Source organism: Pseudomonas sp. P2S-1 (assembly GCF_057197725.1).
This window is the reverse complement of sequence record NZ_CM170068.1, coordinates 5,256,710-5,274,980: the sequence shown is the minus strand read 5'-3', so window position 1 is coordinate 5,274,980 and position 18,271 is coordinate 5,256,710. Positions and strand designations below refer to the sequence as shown.

Here is an 18,271-nt window from a genome sequence, read left to right as displayed (position 1 = left end):
CCCATGCGCTACCTGCTCGTCCTGTCCTGCCTGACCCTGGCCGCGTGCCAGGGCAGCAATCCCTATGTCGCCAGTTCCAACCCGCTGCCGCCGGCACCGGCGCAGGCAACGAACACCTTCGACCGCAGCGCCTATCCTGCCCCGGCCCGTGACTACGGGCGCTACCGCAGCTGGACCTGGCGCAATAACCAGTTGCCCGCCGGCAGCGCGTCCATCGATCCGGCGCAACTGGCCGAGGCCGTCAGCAACGCCCTCGATCAGCGCGGCCTGCGCCCGGCCCGGGACGGCCACAGCGACTTGCTGGTCAGCGCCAACATGCATCTGGAACGGCGCCTGCGCCAGTACCGCGACGATGACTACTATCCCTATGGCGGCTACGGCGGCATGGGCTACGGCCGCGGCCCCTACGGCAACAGCTACGGCGTGTATGGCAGCGTGCCGGTGGTGCGCACCTACGAGGTCGAGGTGATGGTGGTGCGGGTCGACCTGTTCGATGCCGGCAGCGGCCAGCCGGTCTGGAGCGCCAGCGCCGAGACCGCCAGCCAGGGCTCCCTGGCCGAGCGCGCCGACGCCGTGCGCGAGGCCGTCGATAAAGCCATGAGCGGCTATCCTCCCAGCTAGGCCTTTGGAGAATCATCATGTTCCGACGTCTCGCTTTACTGTCCCTGCTGGCATTGCTTGCAGCCTGCCAGAGCAACAACGTGTCCCAGGACTTCGACGCCAGCCGCGATTTCGCCGGCTATCGCAGCTGGACCTGGCAGGAGCCGGCGCTGCAATACCGCCCGGATGATCCGCGGATCAAGAGCGACCTGACCGAACAACGCATCCGCCAGGCAGTCAGCAGCGAGCTTGACCAGCGCGGCCTGCGCCCGGCCCAGGCCGGCACCCGCGACGACCTCAAGGTGCAGACCTACCTGATCGTGGAAAACCGTCACCAGCAGGTCACCACCCAGTACGGCGGCGGTTGGGGAGGCTACTACGGCGGCTACTGGGGCGGCCCGATGTTCAACGAGACGCGCACCGTGGAATACAAGGTGGCGACTATCCAGGTCGATATGTTCGACGGGCGCGACGGCAAGCTGGTCTGGCGCGGCAGTGCCGAGCAGGTAATGAACCACTACCCGCCGACGCCGGAAGAGCGCAACACGGCGATCCAGAAGACGGTGGCGCAGGTGCTTTCCAACTATCCGCCACGTTGAGGCGACGTTCCACCGACCCTGTGGGAGCTGGCCTGCCAGCGATTACGATGGTGAGTTCACTACCGCTATCGCTGGCAAGCCAGCTCCCACAGGGTACCAAGTCGCTCTCTCGGGCCAGTACAGGCGACTGGCCATAACCTTGACTACACTCCTTGAACGCACGCGACGTGCACGGCATGTGCCGGCAAAGGAGTGCTCGTGTCTCCCCGATTCGCGAAACGCCAGCGCGGCGCCATTGGCCTGGCGGCCGTCCTGACCCTGGCCATGGCCCTGGTGTTCGGCCTGCTGGCGGTAGATGGCGGGCGCCTGTACATGGAGCAGCGCAAGCTGCAGCGGGTGGTGGATATGGCCGCCCTCGAAGCCGCCGGCCAGAGTGCTACCTGCAATGGCGTCGGTCCACAGGCGGCGACCCTTGCCACGGTCAGCGCCAACCGCAACGGTTTCAGCGTCGGCAATGGCAATACCCTGCTGACGACCTGTGGCAGCGTTGCTACCGGGGCCGCGAGCCGACGCGCCTTCACGCCGGACGCAACCCGAGCCGAAGCCATTCGTGTCCAGGCTCAACTTCAGACCGCCAATAGCTTCGCCGCCGGTATATGGAGCCTTGTCAGGGGCACCGCATCCCCCAGCAACACTACCCTGCACGCATCAGCCGTCGCGACGCCGCCCCTGCCTCCATTGGCTGCGTTGGCCATTCGCAGCAACTTACTGAATGTCGACACGAGTCGCGCGGCAGCCTTGAACGGCATTTTCTCGCAACTGCTGGGCGGCCAGCTTTCGATCAACGCAGCTGGCTGGAATGGTCTGCTCGCTACCCAGCTCAATCTCCTGGACTACCTCCAGGAACTGGCCGTGGACCTCAACCTGAGTGCCGGCAACTACGAAAGCCTTCTCGATACCAATGTCTCGGCGACCAAGCTGGTCGACGCGATGATCAAGGCCGCCACCCGCGCAGGAAACACCGCAGATGTAGTCACCAGCCTGAATGCCCTCAGGCAAGCGTCATTGCATGTTCCCACTCTCGTGCTCGGGGACATCCTGAACGTGCAAAGCGGCACACCCGATGCGGGCCTGAATACCGATGTGCAACTGTTCCAACTGGTGCAGTCGTTCATCCAGCTGGCAGGCAAAAAGAACGCTGCCGTAGTCGATGCCAGCGCGCTATCCATTCCCGGGCTACTGAACATCACCGCGAAAGTCAGCATCATCGAACCCGCCCAGTTCTCCAGTATCGGCAATCCGGCACTCGCCCAAGCCAATCCCCAGGGCCCCAATCAGATTTTCGTGCGTACCGCGCAAGTCCGGACCTATTTGTCCATCCAGCTTCCGGTCCTCAACAGCATCAGCGGGGTAACCACGGCCCTGACAGATCTGGTCGGCCCCTTGGTGACCACGCTCAATAGCCTGCTGCGCCTCGATCTGGTCAGCACCCTGAACTCTGCGCTATGCCTCCTCGGTGCCGGTTGCGAGCAGATTGACCTGCTCCCACTGCCGACACCGAGGATCGACATCAACCTGGAAGTCGGCAGCGGTAACAGCCGGGTAACCGGATACACCTGCACGCCGAACAAGACCCTCACCGCCGAAACCAAAACCGCAGCCGTATCCCTGCGGCTGGGCACAATCGATCCGGCGCATGTCTTCGACTCCGCCAACCTGCCAGATACCCGCCCGCTGGCGCTGATCGACATCGGTACCAAGACATGCCGGAAAGTCCTCGGTATCGGAACTTGCGAAGCGAGAAAGCCATTCACGGGAGGCGGACTTGGCATAAAGATCGATACCACTGTCGGCAGCAATGGCAGCGTCCTGACCGGCAGCACGCAGAACCTCGTGTTCACGACACCGCCCAATCTCGACCAGCCGCCTTCATGGATGAGCGTCGCCAACCCGAACATCGTCCAAAGCCTCAGAGGCACACTCAATGGGGTCAAGGTCGAGGCCTTCAAGGCCACTACGCCCAATGTGCTTGGCGACTTGCTGGGTGTAGCAGCCTCAGTGCTGGCAGGACTCAACTCGACGCTCGGTGCCTTCATCACCAACACCTTGAGCCCGTTGCTGGATCCGCTGCTGCAAAACCTGCTGAGCAACCTTGGAGTCACCGTGAACCAGGTCGATGTCGGCGCTAATCTGCAATGCAGCGGCAGGCCGAACCTGGTGATCTAGCGCTCGCTCTGAATCGGTAACGCAATCACGAAGCGCGCGCCTTGCTCACCATTATCCACACTCAGGCTGCCGCCCATGCTTTCCACGATGCGGTAGCTCACCGACAGCCCCAGGCCGGTACCGACCCCGGCCGGCTTGGTGGTGAAGAAGGGCTCGAAGATGCGCTCCAGCAGGCGCGGTTCGATGCCGCCGCCGCTGTCTTCGACGATCAACCGCAACCACTGCTCGTCACGCTCGCCCAGCAGCGATATCCACAACTGCGCCGGCCGCTTTTCCAGCAGCACATCCCGGGCATTGACCATCAGGTTGATCAGCACCTGCTCAAGCTGGTCCTGATGCCCGTAGACCGCGCCCTCCAGCGGATCGCCCAGGCGAATGTCGATGCCCTTGCCAGCCAGGCCGTCGGCCAGCAGCGAGAGCGCGCCTTCCACGGCCAGCCAGGGCTCGAACAGCGAGCCCTCGACCTCCGAACGCCGACCGAACACGCGCATGTGATCGACCACCTTCGACGCCCGCACCACCTGGGCGTCGATGCGCCTGAGTTTTTCCTGCAGGTAGTCCACGTCCAGATCACCGTTCTCCAGGCGCTTGAGGGCGTTGACCACGGCCATGCGCATGACGTTGAGCGGCTGGTTGATCTCATGGGCCAGGCCCGTGGACATTTCGCCCAGGGTGGCCATTTTCGCGCTCTGCAACACCAGTTGCCGGGCACGCCGGACCTCGGTGTTGTCGCGCCCGACAGCCTGGATTTCCACCAGCCGGCCCTCGCCGTCGAACAGCCCGCGGTCGGACCAGACCCACCAGGCATGCTGGCGCCCCGGCAGTTGCAGGCAGACCTCGTCGCTGCTCATCGGCGCCTGCGGACTGAGCGCGGCGATGCGCTGCACGAACAACTCGCGCTGCTCCGCCGACATCCAGGCGCCGAGGTTCATGCCCGACAGTTGCGCAGGCGTGCACTCCAGATAATCGGCGAGGGGCTGGTTGCCGTAGAGCAACTCCAGGCCCGGGCGATAGCGGCAGATCATCGCCGGTGAGTCTTCCACCAGCACGCGGTAGCGCTCCTCGCTCTGGCGCACCCGCTCGGCGGCCTGGGTTGCCTCGGTGACATCCAGCCACAGGCCCACCGCTTCCACCGGCATGCCGAGGTCATTACGCAGCAGGCGGGCCTCGTCGAGTATCCAGTGCCAGCCACCGTCATGGTCGCGCAGGCGGTAACGGCTGCGCACCTGGCCCTCGCGCAGCAAGGTGCGGGTGCGCTCCAGCCATAGCGGCAGGTCGTCCGGGTGCACCCAGTGGCCCGGCTGCAGGCGCTCGCCCGGCACGCTGCGCCAACCCAGCAGGGGCTGCAGGCTGGCACTGAAGAATTCCGCGTGCAGGGCGCCGTCCTCGTAGCGCTGGATGTAGATCACTGCCGGCGAGCTGGCGATCAGGTTGTCGAGCCGCGCATGGGCGGCGCTGGCCTGCTGTTCCTGTTGCTTGATATCGCTGATGTCGAGCATGAAACCGTGCAGGCGCCGGGCATCGCCCTGACCACTGATTTCGCCGCACAGGCGATACCAGCGCGGCGCCTCACCGAGCAGGCGCAGGCACAGTTGCAGGCTGTCACCCTGGCGCTGCAGGGCAGTGAAGGCCAGGAGCGTCGCCTCGCGATCGGCCGGGTGCACCAGGGTCAGCCAGTCCGCCAGGCTGACCCGTGCCGGTACGCCGAAGCTGGCCGCCAGGCCGGGGGCCAGGTGCAAGGTCGAGTCGTGTGGCATCCACTCCCACCAGCCGGCGCCGAGCAGGCCCTGGACGTTGTCCAGGCGCTGCTGGCTGGCTTGCAGGCGATCACCGGCAAGACGGGCGAGCAAGGGTTCGAGCAGGGCATCGGCGAGCAACAGCGCCTCGTCGCCCAGGCGCTGGCCGCCTGTGTCCTCGCACAGCAGCCAGGCGCGCACTTCATGCTGTTGGCGGTGCGGCATCAGGTAGAACGGCAACTGCAGCGCCTGCAAGGCCGGCTGGCTGGAGCTGTGGGACAGCTGGGTGGCGGGCAGACTGTCGAGCAGCAGGCTGAGGCGCGCTTCGCTGAGAGGCAGGCTGTCGCCGCTGTGGGCAAAGCAGGTCCAGGCATGGCCCGCCGGCAGCAGGATCGCCGCCCAGGTCGCTCGCCAGTGCCAGGCCAGGCGCTGCAATTGCTCGCCGGCTTCGTCGCTCAGGTGTTGCAGGCTGCAATCGCGCAAGGCGGCGGCGATGGTGCCGGCCAGCAGTTGCTGCTGGCGGGCCTCGGTGCCCTGGCGCTGCTGCTGGATCAGGTCGCCGATATCGAACAGTTGCAGCAGCCAGCCCTCGGCCTGGGGCAACAACCAGCCACGGGTATGCAGGCTGTGTCCGGCGGCGGCGCGGAAATCCAGGTCCAGCGGGTGCGCCTGCCAGTCCGCCGGAGTGCCTTCCAGGGTCAGCAGGCTGTGCGGCAACACGTAGTCGCGCAGGTGCGCCGACATCTGCGCCGGCAGCACCAGCGCAGTCCGCAGCGGGCCGCCCAGGCGCAATACGCGGCCTTGCGCATCGAGCCACAATTGCAGGCCCACCGCCGGCGGCGCCGAAGCCTCGGGCCAGTTCCCGGTTTCGCCGGCGCGGGTCCGCCAGCGGTCGAACAGCCCCGAACCGCCGTTCAAAGCTGCAGGCTCGTCTGGGTGGTCAGGGTCGCCGGCAAGCGCGGGACCTCGCCGATACCCGGCAGCACCAGCACCGGCAAGGTCGAGGTGATCTTGGCCTTGCTGTAGTGGACGCTCACAGTGAGCAAGCGGGTGCCGCTCAGGGTCACGGTCGCGTCCGTGGCGAACTGGAAGCCCAGCGACCCCGGCAGCCACGCCAGTTGCTGCTCCAGTGTCTGCCTGGCCAGATTGTTGACGTCGGCCGCGTAGGTGCCGCTCGCCGGGTCCAGGGCCACGCAGCGACGCACCGCCTCGCTGCTGGCCTGGTTGAACGATTGCACCATCAGCATCGGCAGGCTGTAGCTGAGCAGCCCGTAGAACACTGCGAAGAACATCAGGAACACGATGGCGAACTCGATGGCCACCGCACCTTTTTGCCGTCCAGCAAGGCTTGCTTTCATGATCGCGTCTACCCTGACAAAGACCTCTCCTGACAAATATAGAATCAATCAGACCAAGGGATGGCGTTTCGCCAATGCAAAGTCTCGTCCTGCTGTTGTGGCTTGCCCTCTGTGCCGAACAGGATGTCCGTGAACGGCAGATCGCCAACACCCTGACCCTCGGTGCAGCCGCCTTCGCCCTCGCCTATCTGTTCTTCACCGGTCACACCTGGATCGGCGCCGAACCCGCCGATGCGGCACTGGCCCTGGCCCTGGTGATGTTGTTAACCCTTCCGGGCTATATCCTTGGTCGGCTGGGTGCCGGGGATGTGAAATTGCTCGGCGCCCTGGCCCTGGCAACCGACCAGTGGTATCTGCTGGGCACCTTCATCGGTGCCGGGGTAGTGGTGCTGGCCTGGCTGCTGGGGCGGCGCTGGTTCTGGTCCCTGCTGAATCAGAAGCTTAAGAAGCGCCTGCGCGAACTGCAGGAGGAGATGTCAAAAAAACAGCCCTTCGCGCCGTTCCTGTTCGCCGGCTTCCTGCTCGCAATCTTATGGATCCATTAGTCGCCTGGGGGCTCTAACCTGGGTGTCACTCCTTGTAAATAATCGCAAGGAGCGACTACTTTCTAGTTAGTGCCCCACCGTGACCGGGACCGCTCCTTGGCAGCATTCAGGGAGGGCACGTCAGCATGGAGTCGCGATTCAAATGCCAGCCAGCAAAGTGAAAGTCCTGGTCGTCGATGACCAGCCCCTGATCGTCGAAGAGCTTTGCGAATTCCTCGAAAGCAGTGGTTACCGTTGCGTGCCTTGTGAGTCCAGCAGCCATGCCGTCGAATGCTTCATCGCCGACCCGGCCATCGGCCTGGTGGTCTGTGACCTGAACATGCCCGGCCTCGATGGCATCGAACTGGTGAAGAAACTCAAGAGCGAGACCGGGCCGGATCGCATCTTCGAAGCCATCATGCTCACCGGCCGCGCCGACAAGCAGGACGTGATCAAGGCCCTGCGCGAGGGTTTTGCGGACTACTACCAGAAACCCGTGGATCTGGAAGAGTTGCTGGACGGCCTCAAGCGCCAGGAAGAAGCCCTGCAGGCCCGGCAGAAGGATTACCAGCAGTTGGGTCACCTGAACCAGAAGCTGCAATGCCTGGCCAGTTCCATCGAAGAGCTGTACCAGGATCTCGACAAGGCGCGGCCCCAGGCGCACTCGCGTAGCGACAGCAGTGAGGAAAGCGATGCGCAGAGCGACGTCATCCCCACCATCTTCGCCCCGCTATCGCCGCGCCAGCTCGACGTGGCGCGGCTGGTGGGCCAGGGCAAGACCAACTACCAGATCGCCTGCGAACTGGGCATCACCGAGAACACGGTGAAGCTGTATGTCTCCCAGGTGCTGCGCCTGACCCATATGCACAACCGCACCCAACTGGCCCTGGCGTTGTCGCCGAGCGGGTCGGCGTTGCGGCAGAGGGTTACCGAACACTGAGTTGTCGTGTGTTTGATGGCCTCATCGCTGGCAAGCCAGCTCCCACAGGTTCAGCGGCGCCGCAGACACTGTGGGAGCTGGCTTGCCAGCGATGAGGCCATCACAAGCAACACAAGGCTAATTGTCTCCTCCGCCTTTCGCCCCGCCACTGTCCATCTTCTCCCACTTGAAGACCTCCGGAATCTTGTACTTATACACATTCAACCAGCGCTCCATGCTCTTGTCGTACTCCCGCGCCGTCTGCGTCTGCGGCTTGTCCGAGGCATGCAGTCCGCTCGGTTGCAACTGCAGCCAGGTTTCCGTGGCGAGCTGGGATTTCGACGACGGCCCCGGCGGCATGGCGCTGGCGACCAGGGGCAGGCTGGCAAGCAAGGTCAAGGTGAGGATACGAGCCTTCATGACGGACTCCTCGGCGGCTGCGCGCCGCCAGGTTTGAGTTGCTCGGCACGGGCCTGGGCTTCGCTGAACTGCGCGGCGCTCAGCCCCAGGCGGCTGACCAGGTCGGCGGCCTGCTGCCACTTGTCCTGGTACAGCAACAGGGTCACCAGGTTGACCGCCGCCAGGCGGTCATCCTTGAGTTCGATGGCGGTGAGGAATTCGAAGCGCGCCTTCTCCAGCTCGCCCTGCTCCAGATAGACCACTCCGAGGTCATTGCGGATCTTCTCGTCGGTCGGCGCCAGCCGCGCGGCGCGCATCAGGTGCTGGCGGGCCTGGACCTTGTCGCCACGGTCCGCCGCCAGTTGCCCCAGGCCATGCTCCGCCTCGGCGCCCATGCAGGTGCCAAGCAACCCGCGATACAGCGGCTCGGCCTCGCTGCTGCCAAGCAGGCGCAAGACCTTGGCCTTGCGCACCCGCACCTGGATCAGGCTGTCCGGCATCTCTTCCAGATGCGCCAGGCTGGCGTGGGGGCGGCCGTCGGCCAGCAGCTCATCCGCCATGTTCAGGCCCAGCTCCTGCGAGGAGTCGGGCCGCGCGCAGGCGCCCGGTGTCGATTGCGCCAGCCAGGGCACGCCATTCTGCCCGGCACAACCGCTCAACAGCAGCACACCGATGATCAATCCCGCGACTTTCATCCCGCACTCCCCCACTTCAGGAACTGAAGGCCCGCGCCAGGGCAGTGAGCCCGGGGCCGGCCAGAACGATCAACAAGGCGGGAAACAGAAACACCATCATGACGATGGACATTTTCCCGGACATCTTCGAAATCCTTTCCTGCAGCCGGGTCAGGCGCCGGTCATCGAGCAACTGCTTCAACGCCAGCAGCGACTTCATCGCGCCACCGCCCTGCACCAGCAGTTGCTGGAGAATCACACAGGTGTCGCTGAACTCGTCCACCGACAGCAGCTTCGCCGTCTGCTCCAGCTCGGGGGCCAGGGCCAGGCCGGAATCGACCCGGATCAGAACCAGGCGCAGCTCTTCGCTGAGCACCGGCAACAACTCCCGGCCTTCGCTGCTGAGAATGCGCAGGCTTTGCTCCACCGCCAGGCCGGAGTCGAAGAGGATGCGCAGCAGCGGAATGAAACTGGAGACTTCCTCGGCGATCAGCCGCTGCCGCCTCGCCGCCGCCCAGGCGAGGACGCGCTTGGGCAGCAGGTAACCGATCCCGAGGCCGAACATCGGCAGCAGCCACGGCGTATGGCTGGCCGGGTAAGCGACCTGCTGCACCAGCACCGCCGCCAGCGCCATCAGCAGCGGCACACCGACCTGCAACGCGGCATACAGCGAGCGCTGGCGCGAACGGCGCCAGCCAATCCGGTCGAGCAGCATGCGCGTCTCACCGTCCAGGTTCAGCGAGCGCTGGGCCAGGGCGCTGTTGCCCAGGCGATGCAACCAGCCGTCCTCGCGGACTTCTTCCAGCGGTTTGCCTTGCAGGCGCAGGGCGATCAGGCGCTCGCGGCGGTGCTGTCTGGCGAGGGTCGTCACCAGCAGCAGGAAGGTCAGGAAGAACAGCACGGCGCTGATCAGCAAGGCCATCTCAGATACTCCGCAACATGCGCCACAGCGCGACGCAGCCCAGCACCTGCAGGATGAACGCGGCCAGCAACATCATCTGGCCGCTGTGATTGTTCCACATCGACAGCAGGTAGCCGGGGTTGGCCACCATGAAATAACCGACCATGCAGATCGGCAGCAGGGCCAGGACCATCGCGGTCATCCGCGTTTCGCCAGTCATCGCGCGCAACTGGCGGGCGCCCTGCTCGCGCTCGCGGATCAGCTTGATCAGGTTCTCCAGCAACTCGCTGGCGTTGCCGCCATAGCGGTGGTTGATGCGCAGCCCCAGGGCAAACACGCGGAACTCGTCCTGGGCGTACAGCTCGGCCAGATCGTGCAGCGCCTCGTCGAGGCTGGCGCCCATCTGCACATTGCGCTGCACGCGCTGCATCGCGCTTTTCAGCGGGTCCTCGGCAATCTCCACTGCACCAAGCACCGCATCGTTCAGGGTGCGCCCGGCCTTGAGGCTGCGCACCGCATGGTCCAGCAGGGTCGGCAATTGCTCGATCATCCGCCGCAGCCGGCGGTGATAGCGCCAGCTCATGTACCCACGCCACAGCAGCGGCCCGAGCACCAGCACGGCTCCCGCCCCCGGCCAGCCCGCCAGGCTGCCGGCCAGGGCGATCAGCAGCAACCAGCCCGCGCCCCAGAACATGAAACGGTCGGTGCGATAGTCGAAGCCCGCGCGCAACAGCAGCAACTCCAGCGAACTGCGGACCGGCGCCTGCAGCGCCACCGGCTCGGGCAGTTGCCCCAGGCGTTGCAAGGTGCGCTCCGCCGCCGACTTGCGCACGCCGTGATAGAACAGCCCGACCGAGGTCGCCAGCAGGATCAGCCCGAACAGGCCGAGGATCACCGCGATCATGACAACGGCTCCTGGGGGTCGCGGCGCAGCTTGTCGCCGGCCGGGTTGACCGCCTCGCGCACGAAACCGCCGCCGCCACGGCGATCGAAACGGAACAGGGTGTTGGTGACGTAGACGTCGTCACGCAGCCCGACCACCTCCAGCACTTCGCTGATGCAACGGCGCCCGTCGGGCAGACGGGTCAGCTGGATGACCACGTCGAGGGCGGCGCAGATCATCTGCCGCAGGGTCTTCTCCGCGACCTGACGCCCAGTCAGGCCGACCAGGGTTTCCAGGCGCAGCAGCGCGTCCTGGGCGGTGTTGGCGTGCACCGTGCTCATGGAACCGTCGTGGCCGGTGTTCATCGCGGTCAGCACGTCGATCACTTCGACGCCGCGGATCTCGCCGAGGATGATGCGGTCGGGGCGCATGCGCAGGGCGTTGCGGATCAGTTCGCTGGCCTTGATCTCGCCATGGCCCTCGGCATTCGGCGGGCGGGTTTCCAGGCGCACCACGTGTGGGTGATCCAGTTGCAGCTCGGCCACGTCCTCGATGGTCACCAGGCGCTCGCGGGGGCTGATCAACTGGCTGAGGATATTGAGCAAGGTGGTCTTGCCGGTACCGGTACCGCCGCTGACCAGGATATTGCAGCGCTTGCCCACGGCGGTCTGGAAAAACTCGAGGATCGCCGGATCGATCGCCCGGGTCGCCAGCAGGTCGGCGCTCTTGAGCATGTCCTTGCGGAATTTGCGGATCGACAGGCAGGGCCCGTCCAGCGCCACCGGCGGGATGATCGCGTTGACCCGGCTGCCGTCGGGCATGCGCGCATCGACCATCGGCGACGACTCGTCCAGGCGCCGGCCCAGGGGGGCGAGGATGCGCTGCATGACCCGCTCGACATGGTGCGAATCGATAAAGCGCAGGTCGGTCTGGTGCAGCACCCCGGCCCGCTCGACGAACACCCGGAACGGACCGTTGACCAGGATCTCGGTGACACTGCTGTCGCGCAGCAGCACCTCGAGCGGACCGAAGCCGGTGAGCTCGTCCACCAGCTCCTCGGCCATGCGTTCCATTTCATACCGGGACAGCGCCAGGTGCAGGCGGGCGATGTACTCGCCGACCTGCTCGACGACGAACTGCGCCAGCGCCGGCCGCGAGCCCTCCAGCAGATTGCGCCCGGAGTCTTCGATGGCGTCGATGATGTAGCGGTGCAGGGCACGCTTGAGCGCCTGCGGATCGGAACCGAGGTTGTGCCGGGGGCCACCGAACAGTTCGTCGCTACTCATGGCCGTCACTAATCATGCTTGGCACCCCACAACCGGCTGAGCCAGCTGTCGGGCTTCGGCTTGATGTTTTCCGAGCGCCGCGCCAGGCGCTCGCCGAGGGTCTTCAGGCCGTGGGTGAGGTTGTCCCGCGGGGCCAGCTCGAACAGGCTCAGGCCCTGGTTGCGCGCGTTCAGGCGCACCTCGGCGCTGGCCGGCAGTTCGCTCAGCACCGGCAGGGCGAAACGCTTGCCGAGGGCCTCGGCATCCGGGATCACACTGCGCAGGTAGCGGTCGACCAGCAGCTTGGCGTGCTCCAGGTTCATGCCCTTTTCCCGCCAGCTGTTCAGCACTTCCAGGTTGCGCCGGCATTCGATGACATTCTGGTCGGTGTACCAGATCAGTTTGTCGCAGTGGCTGACGAAGGTCCGCAGCGCTTCGCAATCGACCTGCCCGGTGAGGTTGACGATGATGTGCTGGAAATGCTGGCGCAGGGCGCTGAGGAGCATGTACAGCTCGGCCGCACTGGTGCGTTCCAGGGGCTCGTCGCCGGGGGCATAGGCGAGCAGGCGCAGGCCGCTGTTTTCCCGGGGGAAGGCACTGTCGATCAGGGTACTGTCGAGCCGGCGCAAATGGCGCAGGGCGTCGCCGAAGTGGAACGAGGCTTCCAGGCCGAGCAGCGCCAGGCTGTCGGCGCGGGGCAGGCCGAGGTCGAGCAGCAGGGTCTGCTGGCCGCTCTTCTGCACCACCTGCCCGAGGTGCACGCTGAGCAGCGCGCCGTCCGAACCACACTCGGTGCCATAGAGCACGGTGAGGCCGCCCAGGTGCGGATTGGTGGTCACCGGCGGCAGGCGCTTGCCCAGGCGCCGGACCAGGCCGGCCACTTCGCTGGCCCGCGAACCATAGGCGACGAAATCCCGTGCCCCGGCGCGCATGGCGTTGAGCACCAGCTGATTGTCCATGCCGTCGCCGAGGGCAACGATGGCCAGCATCGGCTTGGCTTCCAGCACCCCTTCGATCAACGCGCACTGGTTGACCACATGTTCGCGGTCAAGGCCGACGAACAGCAGGTTGGCGAAGGTCACGTCGACCAGCGCCAGCAGCTCGTCGAGGCTGCCGCTGCCGGCGCCGACCACTTGCCCCAGCGGCGTCAGGGCCGATTGCAACCACTGCAGGTCACCCTCGTTGCGGGTGAGCGCCAGGAAGGTCTGGCTCAGGCTCTCGCTCATCGGGATAACCCACTCTTGCGATCGAAGTCGCCGTTTTCCAGGAAGAACAGCCGGCCCCAGCTCGGGTCATAGGTGCGCAGGCGCTCGCCCGGTAGTTCGGGCAATTGCGCGTTGGCCGCCAGCGGCCGGACCAGATGCGGGGTGACCACCATCAGCAGTTCGGTTTCTTCGCGCTGCACCGACGACTGGCGGAACAGCGCGCCAAGCACCGGGATGTCGCCAAGACCGGGGAATTTGTCCACGGCGGAGCGGTTGCTGGTATTGATCAGGCCGCTGATCACGAAGCTCTCACCATCGGCCAGGGAGATGCTGGTATCGGTACGTCGCACCTTCAGTGCCGGCACCGTGACACCGGCGATCTGCACGGCATTGGTGAAGTCCAGCTCGCTGACCTCCGGGGCCACCTTGAGGCTGATGCGATCACGGCTGACCACCGTAGGCGACAGGGCCAGGCGGATGCCGAACTCCTTGTACTCGATCGACAGGCTGTCGCTACCGCTGCTGGGCACCGGGATGGGGATTTCGCCACCGGCGAGGAAGCTCGCGGTCATGCCGCTGAGCACGGTCAGGCTGGGACGCGCCAGGGTGTAGGCGAAGCCGGTGTTCTCCAGGGCATTGATCGCGGCGAGGAAGCGGCTGCTGCCCCCACCCCAGACGATATTGAAGGCACCGTTGTCGAGCGGGATCAGTGGCGTGGTCACTGGCACGTTGCCCGGCGACACCAGGGTCCCCGGCACGGTGCCCGGAGAGCCGATCAGCGAACTGTTGGAGCCTTTGAAGAACAGCCTGGCCCCGGCCTCCTTGAGTTTGCTCCGGCTGACCTCGACAAAGCGGATATCAGCCTGGATCTGCATCGGCAGGTCGGCTTCCTGGGCCACGGCCATGTCGGCGCTGGCCTGGCCGCGCACGAAGATCATGGTCTGGCGTGGCGTGCTCGAGCAGGACGTCCACAGGCTCAGGCTGGTGGCGCCTGGGCCCATGGCGGTGAGCAGCACGGCGTCGTTGCCCACCGCATGCACATCGGCAACCTTGGGATCGCCTACCGCCGCGCGGCTGATGCTCACCGGCAGGCGCAGTTCCTGTTGCAGGCCCTGGTCGATCTCGAGGGTGGCCGGCACCCGCGGCAGCGCCGCACAACCGCTGACCGCTGCCTGGGCCTGGGCCGGCGGCAACAGGGCCAGCAACGAGGCGACCAGGGTGCAGGTGGAAATCCGCGAGGAACGATGGCTCATCGAAGGGGCATCCTTGCTGAATTCAGTGAAGTGTCTCGGGCGCCTGCGCGCCCCGAATGATCTCGATTCCACGCCTGGCCACCGGCGCCGCAGCCGGGCCAGGCGCCGGGGCGGTCATGGCCAGTTGGTTGAAGCGATAGAGCTGGCGGGTGGCATCCTCGACGGCGCGGGTGGCGGTCTTCGGATCGGCCCAGTACGTGGCCAGCAGCTTTTCTTCGGCGCTGCGCACCGCCAGGTCCACCTTGCCGCCCTGGGCAGCGAGGGTCAGGCGGCTGGCCAGGGCCTGGGGCACCGCGACCACGACGGTGCGGGCCGGGGTGCGGCGCTTTTCCTCGCGGGCCTTGGGATCGGGGTCGAGGGGTTCGGCAGTGCGCCCGTCGCGAGCCACGCCGATCTGCTGGCCGACGCTGAGCACGCGCAGGGCCGGCACCACCACCTGGGCGCTGGCCAGCGGATTGGCCTGTTCTTCCCGCAGGTAGACCAGCACATCCACATAGTCGCCAGGGCGCAGGTAACCGGCGGCGCCGCTGACCTCATCGACCGCCAGGGTCAGGGCGCGCTCGCCGGGCCCGATCATCCGCGCCAGCGGACCACCGGCCTCGAAGCTGCTCTCCTCCAGCCAGGTGCCGGCCGGCAGGTCGCGCCAGGGGGTGCGTCCGGCAACCTGTTCAAGGGTCTGGAAACTGCCGGCCGGCGCCACCAGCAGGCGCTCCACGGCAAGGTCTTCGGTATTCAACGGCTGGTTGGCGGCAACATCGCGGCGCAGCACCACCACCGGTTTGCGCAATTCGTCCTGGGCCGTGTTGACCGCCTGGGTCACTGGCGGAACGGCGGGTTGCGCGACAGGGGCGGAAGGTTCAGGCCGCTTGCTGAGGACCAGGCCCCAGTAGCCGGCGAAGATCGCCCCTAAAAGGAACAGTCCGGCAAGAATCAAGGTGATGCGACTGCTCATGGCTGGCCCCTCCCTGCCTCATTCCGCAGCCCGTGACTTCTTGTTAACAGGCTTGAACCCACACGTTGGAAGTAACTATTTCGCTATTTCACGGTAGTTGAGCTAGGACAAAACGCCATTACGCTTGTGCAAATTTTTCCCTGTGACGTGCATCACGTTTTGAAAACAACGGGTTATTGGCGGCGGCTTTCCGCTATCACTTTGGGATTAATGCTTTCTTACATTTGCTCAGGTGTTAACTCTTGACGATGCTCTGATGGCGAAGGGGAATCACCCAAGCCCCCGTGTTACAGGCCTTTCTGGCGCAAGGAGCTACATCATGTCGGTCACTAAAAAAGTCATTCAATCCATTCGGAAGTTCTGCCAGCGCACGGACGGCGCATCGGGTATCGAGTACGCACTGGTCGCGGCCATGGTTGCCGTAGCACTGGTGGCGTTCGTGCCGACCATCTCCGAAGGCGTAACCACCATCTTCACGAGTATCCAGGGCGCGCTGAACCCGGCCTGAGTCTTTCGAGCTGTCCAGCGGGGTCATCACGCCGTGCCCCGCTGGTCTATCGCCACCGCATGACAGGACAGCGCCATGCCAGCTTCCCGCCCACGAGAACAACTGCTGTTGGTGGATGATGAAGAGGACGCGTTGCTGGAACTGGCCGAACTGCTGGAAAACGAGGGCTTCCGTTGCCATGTGGCGACGTCGGTGAAAAACGCCCTTCAGCAGTTGACCCGGCATCCGGATATCGCCCTGGTCATCACCGACCTGAACATGCCGGAAGAATCCGGTATTTCCCTGATCAAACGCCTGCGCGAGCACACCGCGCGCCAGCACCTGCCGGTGATCGTCACCACCGGGCATGCCAACCTCGATGCGGTGACCGAGCTGCGCCAACTGGAAGTGCTGGACCTGTTCCGCAAGCCCATCTATCACATCCGGTTGCTGGAGACCCTGGGGAACCTGTTTCCGCCGGAGGTTGCGCAGGGGCGGCGGGTGGCTCACTGAAATACCTATTGGCCTCATCGCTGGCAAGCCAGCTCCCACAGGTTCGGCGGCGCCGCAGACACTGTGGGAGCTGGCTTGCCAGCGATGAGGCCATTAGCAACACCCGCACTCCTCAGAGTTGATAGCTGAAACTCACGGTAAACCGCGGCCGCCGGTTGAAGCTGTCCAGGGCGATGTCGGACATCGGCTTGGCCACCTCCAGCGAGATGTTGTAGTAGTGCGCATCACCAAAGCGCAGGCCCAGGGCCGCCGAGGACATTTTCGAGTCCTGAACCTGCAATTCATTGAACCAGGTCTTCGCCGCATCCAGCACCACATAGGGCTGAAGCAACTTTACCCACTCACCCTCACGTCGAAAGCTGTAGTTGAGCTCGTAGGCCGCCCCCCAGCCCTTGTCGCCGGAGGCCTGGTCGACCGGGTACCCCCGACCGAAGTTCTGCCCCCCAAACACCGCGCGCTCGCTGTCGGGCAGACTGTCGTCGGTCCAGTACAAAGCCGCAGAAACCACCCCTTGCCAGTTGTCGGCGAAACGATCGCTCTGGACGCCGGAAAGGCGCAGGCGGAAGAAATCCAGGTCATAGTCGGCGTCGGTGTTGGCACCAAAGCGGTCGAAGCCCTGGTACACCCCGGCGCTGAGGATGCGCAGTTGCCGGTCCGTGGCCTTGCGCCAGTCGCCCTCGAAGGCCAGCGCACGGATATCGGTCTCGATACTGACTTTCTGCGAGCCGCGCAGCACCCGGTAATCCGTAGTGTCGTCCACCGCGTAAAAACGCGCCGACACACCTAGCCATTCGTTGGGCGACGCGATCAGGGGATGGTTGAGACCTACTGAATAACGGTCGTTTTCCCGGTGCTGCTTGAGATCGACGCCGTTGTCCAGGCGGATCACCGCGCTGGGATCGCTGCGATAGCGCGAGGCCGACAGCGCCAGTTGCGTCCCTTCGCTGTTAAGGTACTGCGAATAGTCAGCACGGAAATAGTGCTCCTTGTCTTGCCCGGGTGGTGCCAACGCACTGACGCTCAATTGTTCTGCGAACGCCGTTTGCGCGTTGCTGCTGGCACCCAGCAGTACCTGGAGATCGTCGCGGCTGCTATCACTGAGGCTCATAGTGGTCGTGAAAGGCTTGCGCGCGGCCTGCACGAACAGTTTACTGGCCCCATCGGTGGTCGAAGGTGGGGGCACCCGCGCCTGCAGGGTGATACCGGGCACCCGGCTCATGAGGGTGGTGTAGCGGTCGAAGGTTTTCCGGGTCAGCGGGCGCTCGGCCTTGAGCTTGGCAACGAGCTTGTCCAGGTAGACCGAGACCCGGCCAATATCGCCCTGCATCTCGTGATCACGAATATAGCCCTCGACCAAAACCACACGCAGGCGACCTTCGGCAAAATCCTGCACCGGCAAAAAGGCGTAGGACAACAGGTAACCATCCTGCTGGTATCGCTGGGTCAGGCGCCGGGTGGCCTCGATCAGATCGGCAATGGTGACCTCGCGGTTCAACAGGTCCTTGTAATTGTCACTCAGTTCGCTTAGCGGGTAGACGCTCCCCCCCTCGATACGCACTTTGCGGATCAGTACCCGGGTGTTCATCATCAGCGCCTGAGGCTGACTGGCTGCGGGGGTCGGCATCTGAAGCTGCGGTGTGGACGGCCGAAATGCATCTGCCGGCAGGTTGGGTGCCGGCAGGTTGCGTTCAGTTTCGTTGCTGTTCAGAAAAGTGGGAAGTGGCTCGGCCTGTAGCGCACTTACCCAGGAAAGACTCACTAACGCGATTGCCATCGACCGCATAGGACACTCCATCATCCTGAAAAGTACGAGGGAACCAAGACGGTTCCCTCGTCA

The 18,271-nt window shown here is 64.9% G+C and carries 18 protein-coding genes; 7 read left to right on the top strand and 11 right to left on the bottom strand.

Going from position 1 to position 18,271, the window contains the following annotated elements:
* Positions 1 to 3 precede the first annotated feature (3 nt).
* The 3 genes from AC2CQI_RS23605 to AC2CQI_RS23595 all read left to right on the top strand — a co-directional run bounded on the left by AC2CQI_RS23605 (position 4) and on the right by AC2CQI_RS23595 (position 3,365).
* The gene (locus tag AC2CQI_RS23605; protein WP_484578046.1) at positions 4 to 621 is read left to right on the top strand and encodes a DUF4136 domain-containing protein; all 618 of its coding nucleotides are present in this window, start codon (positions 4 to 6) and stop codon (positions 619 to 621) included.
* Between the two features lie 17 nt (positions 622 to 638).
* Entirely contained in the window at positions 639 to 1,199 is a 561-nt protein-coding gene (locus AC2CQI_RS23600; RefSeq protein ID WP_484578045.1) for a DUF4136 domain-containing protein, read from the top strand.
* 198 nt (positions 1,200 to 1,397) lie between these two features.
* Positions 1,398 to 3,365, top strand: a complete 1,968-nt coding sequence (locus AC2CQI_RS23595; RefSeq protein WP_484578044.1) for a pilus assembly protein TadG-related protein — start codon at positions 1,398 to 1,400, stop codon at positions 3,363 to 3,365.
* On the opposite strand, the gene AC2CQI_RS23590 is transcribed toward AC2CQI_RS23595, so the two are convergent.
* Both AC2CQI_RS23590 and AC2CQI_RS23585 read right to left on the bottom strand, forming a co-directional pair.
* Positions 3,362 to 6,019: a PAS domain-containing sensor histidine kinase gene (locus AC2CQI_RS23590; RefSeq protein ID WP_484578043.1), complete on the bottom strand. Its 2,658-nt coding sequence runs from the start codon at positions 6,017 to 6,019 to the stop codon at positions 3,362 to 3,364. The genes AC2CQI_RS23595 and AC2CQI_RS23590 overlap by 4 nt on opposite strands.
* Positions 6,016 to 6,459, bottom strand: a complete 444-nt coding sequence (locus AC2CQI_RS23585) for a TadE/TadG family type IV pilus assembly protein (protein ID WP_484578042.1) — start codon at positions 6,457 to 6,459, stop codon at positions 6,016 to 6,018. Before AC2CQI_RS23585 ends, AC2CQI_RS23590 begins: the two co-directional genes overlap by 4 nt.
* 74 nt (positions 6,460 to 6,533) lie before the next feature.
* Here AC2CQI_RS23585 and AC2CQI_RS23580 point away from each other — a divergent pair, with 74 nt between their 5' ends.
* Both AC2CQI_RS23580 and AC2CQI_RS23575 read left to right on the top strand, forming a co-directional pair.
* Positions 6,534 to 7,004: a prepilin peptidase gene (locus AC2CQI_RS23580; RefSeq protein ID WP_075804660.1), complete on the top strand. Its 471-nt coding sequence runs from the start codon at positions 6,534 to 6,536 to the stop codon at positions 7,002 to 7,004.
* 142 nt (positions 7,005 to 7,146) lie between these two features.
* Positions 7,147 to 7,923, top strand: a complete 777-nt coding sequence (locus AC2CQI_RS23575; RefSeq protein WP_075804661.1) for a response regulator transcription factor — start codon at positions 7,147 to 7,149, stop codon at positions 7,921 to 7,923.
* A 117-nt stretch (positions 7,924 to 8,040) separates the two neighbouring features.
* On the opposite strand, the gene AC2CQI_RS23570 is transcribed toward AC2CQI_RS23575, so the two are convergent.
* From AC2CQI_RS23570 to cpaB, 8 genes are read right to left on the bottom strand one after another with little or no spacing between them, the layout of a single operon-like run.
* The gene (locus AC2CQI_RS23570) at positions 8,041 to 8,322 is read right to left on the bottom strand and encodes a DUF3613 domain-containing protein (protein ID WP_484578041.1); all 282 of its coding nucleotides are present in this window, start codon (positions 8,320 to 8,322) and stop codon (positions 8,041 to 8,043) included.
* Complete coding sequence (locus AC2CQI_RS23565) at positions 8,319 to 8,996, bottom strand: tetratricopeptide repeat protein (RefSeq protein ID WP_484578040.1); 678 nt, start codon at positions 8,994 to 8,996, stop codon at positions 8,319 to 8,321. Before AC2CQI_RS23565 ends, AC2CQI_RS23570 begins: the two co-directional genes overlap by 4 nt.
* A gap of 16 nt (positions 8,997 to 9,012) precedes the next feature.
* Entirely contained in the window at positions 9,013 to 9,897 is an 885-nt protein-coding gene (locus tag AC2CQI_RS23560; RefSeq protein ID WP_484578039.1) for a type II secretion system F family protein, read from the bottom strand.
* Position 9,898: 1 nt separating this feature from the next.
* Positions 9,899 to 10,780: a type II secretion system F family protein gene (locus AC2CQI_RS23555; RefSeq protein WP_484578038.1), complete on the bottom strand. Its 882-nt coding sequence runs from the start codon at positions 10,778 to 10,780 to the stop codon at positions 9,899 to 9,901.
* Positions 10,777 to 12,045 carry a TadA family conjugal transfer-associated ATPase gene (locus AC2CQI_RS23550; RefSeq protein ID WP_484578037.1) on the bottom strand — a complete coding sequence of 423 codons (1,269 nt, stop codon included), beginning with the start codon at positions 12,043 to 12,045 and terminating at the stop codon, positions 10,777 to 10,779. The genes AC2CQI_RS23555 and AC2CQI_RS23550 overlap by 4 nt, the downstream gene beginning before the upstream one ends.
* Before the next feature lie 8 nt (positions 12,046 to 12,053).
* The gene (locus AC2CQI_RS23545; protein WP_484578036.1) at positions 12,054 to 13,250 is read right to left on the bottom strand and encodes a CpaE/TadZ family protein; all 1,197 of its coding nucleotides are present in this window, start codon (positions 13,248 to 13,250) and stop codon (positions 12,054 to 12,056) included.
* Positions 13,247 to 14,482, bottom strand: coding sequence for a type II and III secretion system protein family protein (locus tag AC2CQI_RS23540; RefSeq protein WP_484578035.1), 1,236 nt, complete (start codon positions 14,480 to 14,482; stop codon positions 13,247 to 13,249). The genes AC2CQI_RS23545 and AC2CQI_RS23540 overlap by 4 nt, the downstream gene beginning before the upstream one ends.
* A gap of 22 nt (positions 14,483 to 14,504) precedes the next feature.
* Entirely contained in the window at positions 14,505 to 15,434 is a 930-nt protein-coding gene (gene cpaB, locus AC2CQI_RS23535; RefSeq protein ID WP_075804662.1) for a Flp pilus assembly protein CpaB, read from the bottom strand.
* A gap of 319 nt (positions 15,435 to 15,753) precedes the next feature.
* On the opposite strand from cpaB, the gene AC2CQI_RS23530 reads away from it, so the two are divergent.
* Positions 15,754 to 15,942 (top strand): Flp family type IVb pilin, encoded by a 189-nt coding sequence (locus AC2CQI_RS23530; RefSeq protein ID WP_075804663.1) that lies wholly within the window; start codon positions 15,754 to 15,756, stop codon positions 15,940 to 15,942.
* Between the two features lie 75 nt (positions 15,943 to 16,017).
* Positions 16,018 to 16,434 carry a response regulator gene (locus tag AC2CQI_RS23525; RefSeq protein WP_075804664.1) on the top strand — a complete coding sequence of 139 codons (417 nt, stop codon included), beginning with the start codon at positions 16,018 to 16,020 and terminating at the stop codon, positions 16,432 to 16,434.
* Between the two features lie 112 nt (positions 16,435 to 16,546).
* On the opposite strand, the gene AC2CQI_RS23520 is transcribed toward AC2CQI_RS23525, so the two are convergent.
* Complete coding sequence (locus AC2CQI_RS23520; protein WP_075804665.1) at positions 16,547 to 18,217, bottom strand: ShlB/FhaC/HecB family hemolysin secretion/activation protein; 1,671 nt, start codon at positions 18,215 to 18,217, stop codon at positions 16,547 to 16,549.
* Positions 18,218 to 18,271: the final 54 nt, after the last annotated feature.

Coding starts and splice junctions, on each gene's coding strand:
- AC2CQI_RS23575 (WP_075804661.1), top strand. CDS start 7,147: ATGCCAGCCAGCAAAGTGAAAGTCCTGGTCGTCGATGACCAGCCCCTG.
- AC2CQI_RS23570 (WP_484578041.1), bottom strand. CDS start 8,322: ATGAAGGCTCGTATCCTCACCTTGACCTTGCTTGCCAGCCTGCCCCTG.
- AC2CQI_RS23565 (WP_484578040.1), bottom strand. CDS start 8,996: ATGAAAGTCGCGGGATTGATCATCGGTGTGCTGCTGTTGAGCGGTTGT.
- AC2CQI_RS23520 (WP_075804665.1), bottom strand. CDS start 18,217: ATGCGGTCGATGGCAATCGCGTTAGTGAGTCTTTCCTGGGTAAGTGCG.
- AC2CQI_RS23600 (WP_484578045.1), top strand. CDS start 639: ATGTTCCGACGTCTCGCTTTACTGTCCCTGCTGGCATTGCTTGCAGCC.
- AC2CQI_RS23550 (WP_484578037.1), bottom strand. CDS start 12,045: ATGAGTAGCGACGAACTGTTCGGTGGCCCCCGGCACAACCTCGGTTCC.
- AC2CQI_RS23540 (WP_484578035.1), bottom strand. CDS start 14,482: ATGAGCCATCGTTCCTCGCGGATTTCCACCTGCACCCTGGTCGCCTCG.
- AC2CQI_RS23560 (WP_484578039.1), bottom strand. CDS start 9,897: ATGGCCTTGCTGATCAGCGCCGTGCTGTTCTTCCTGACCTTCCTGCTG.
- AC2CQI_RS23585 (WP_484578042.1), bottom strand. CDS start 6,459: ATGAAAGCAAGCCTTGCTGGACGGCAAAAAGGTGCGGTGGCCATCGAG.
- AC2CQI_RS23545 (WP_484578036.1), bottom strand. CDS start 13,250: ATGAGCGAGAGCCTGAGCCAGACCTTCCTGGCGCTCACCCGCAACGAG.
- AC2CQI_RS23555 (WP_484578038.1), bottom strand. CDS start 10,780: ATGATCGCGGTGATCCTCGGCCTGTTCGGGCTGATCCTGCTGGCGACC.
- AC2CQI_RS23605 (WP_484578046.1), top strand. CDS start 4: ATGCGCTACCTGCTCGTCCTGTCCTGCCTGACCCTGGCCGCGTGCCAG.
- AC2CQI_RS23525 (WP_075804664.1), top strand. CDS start 16,018: ATGCCAGCTTCCCGCCCACGAGAACAACTGCTGTTGGTGGATGATGAA.
- AC2CQI_RS23530 (WP_075804663.1), top strand. CDS start 15,754: ATGTCGGTCACTAAAAAAGTCATTCAATCCATTCGGAAGTTCTGCCAG.
- cpaB (WP_075804662.1), bottom strand. CDS start 15,434: ATGAGCAGTCGCATCACCTTGATTCTTGCCGGACTGTTCCTTTTAGGG.
- AC2CQI_RS23580 (WP_075804660.1), top strand. CDS start 6,534: ATGCAAAGTCTCGTCCTGCTGTTGTGGCTTGCCCTCTGTGCCGAACAG.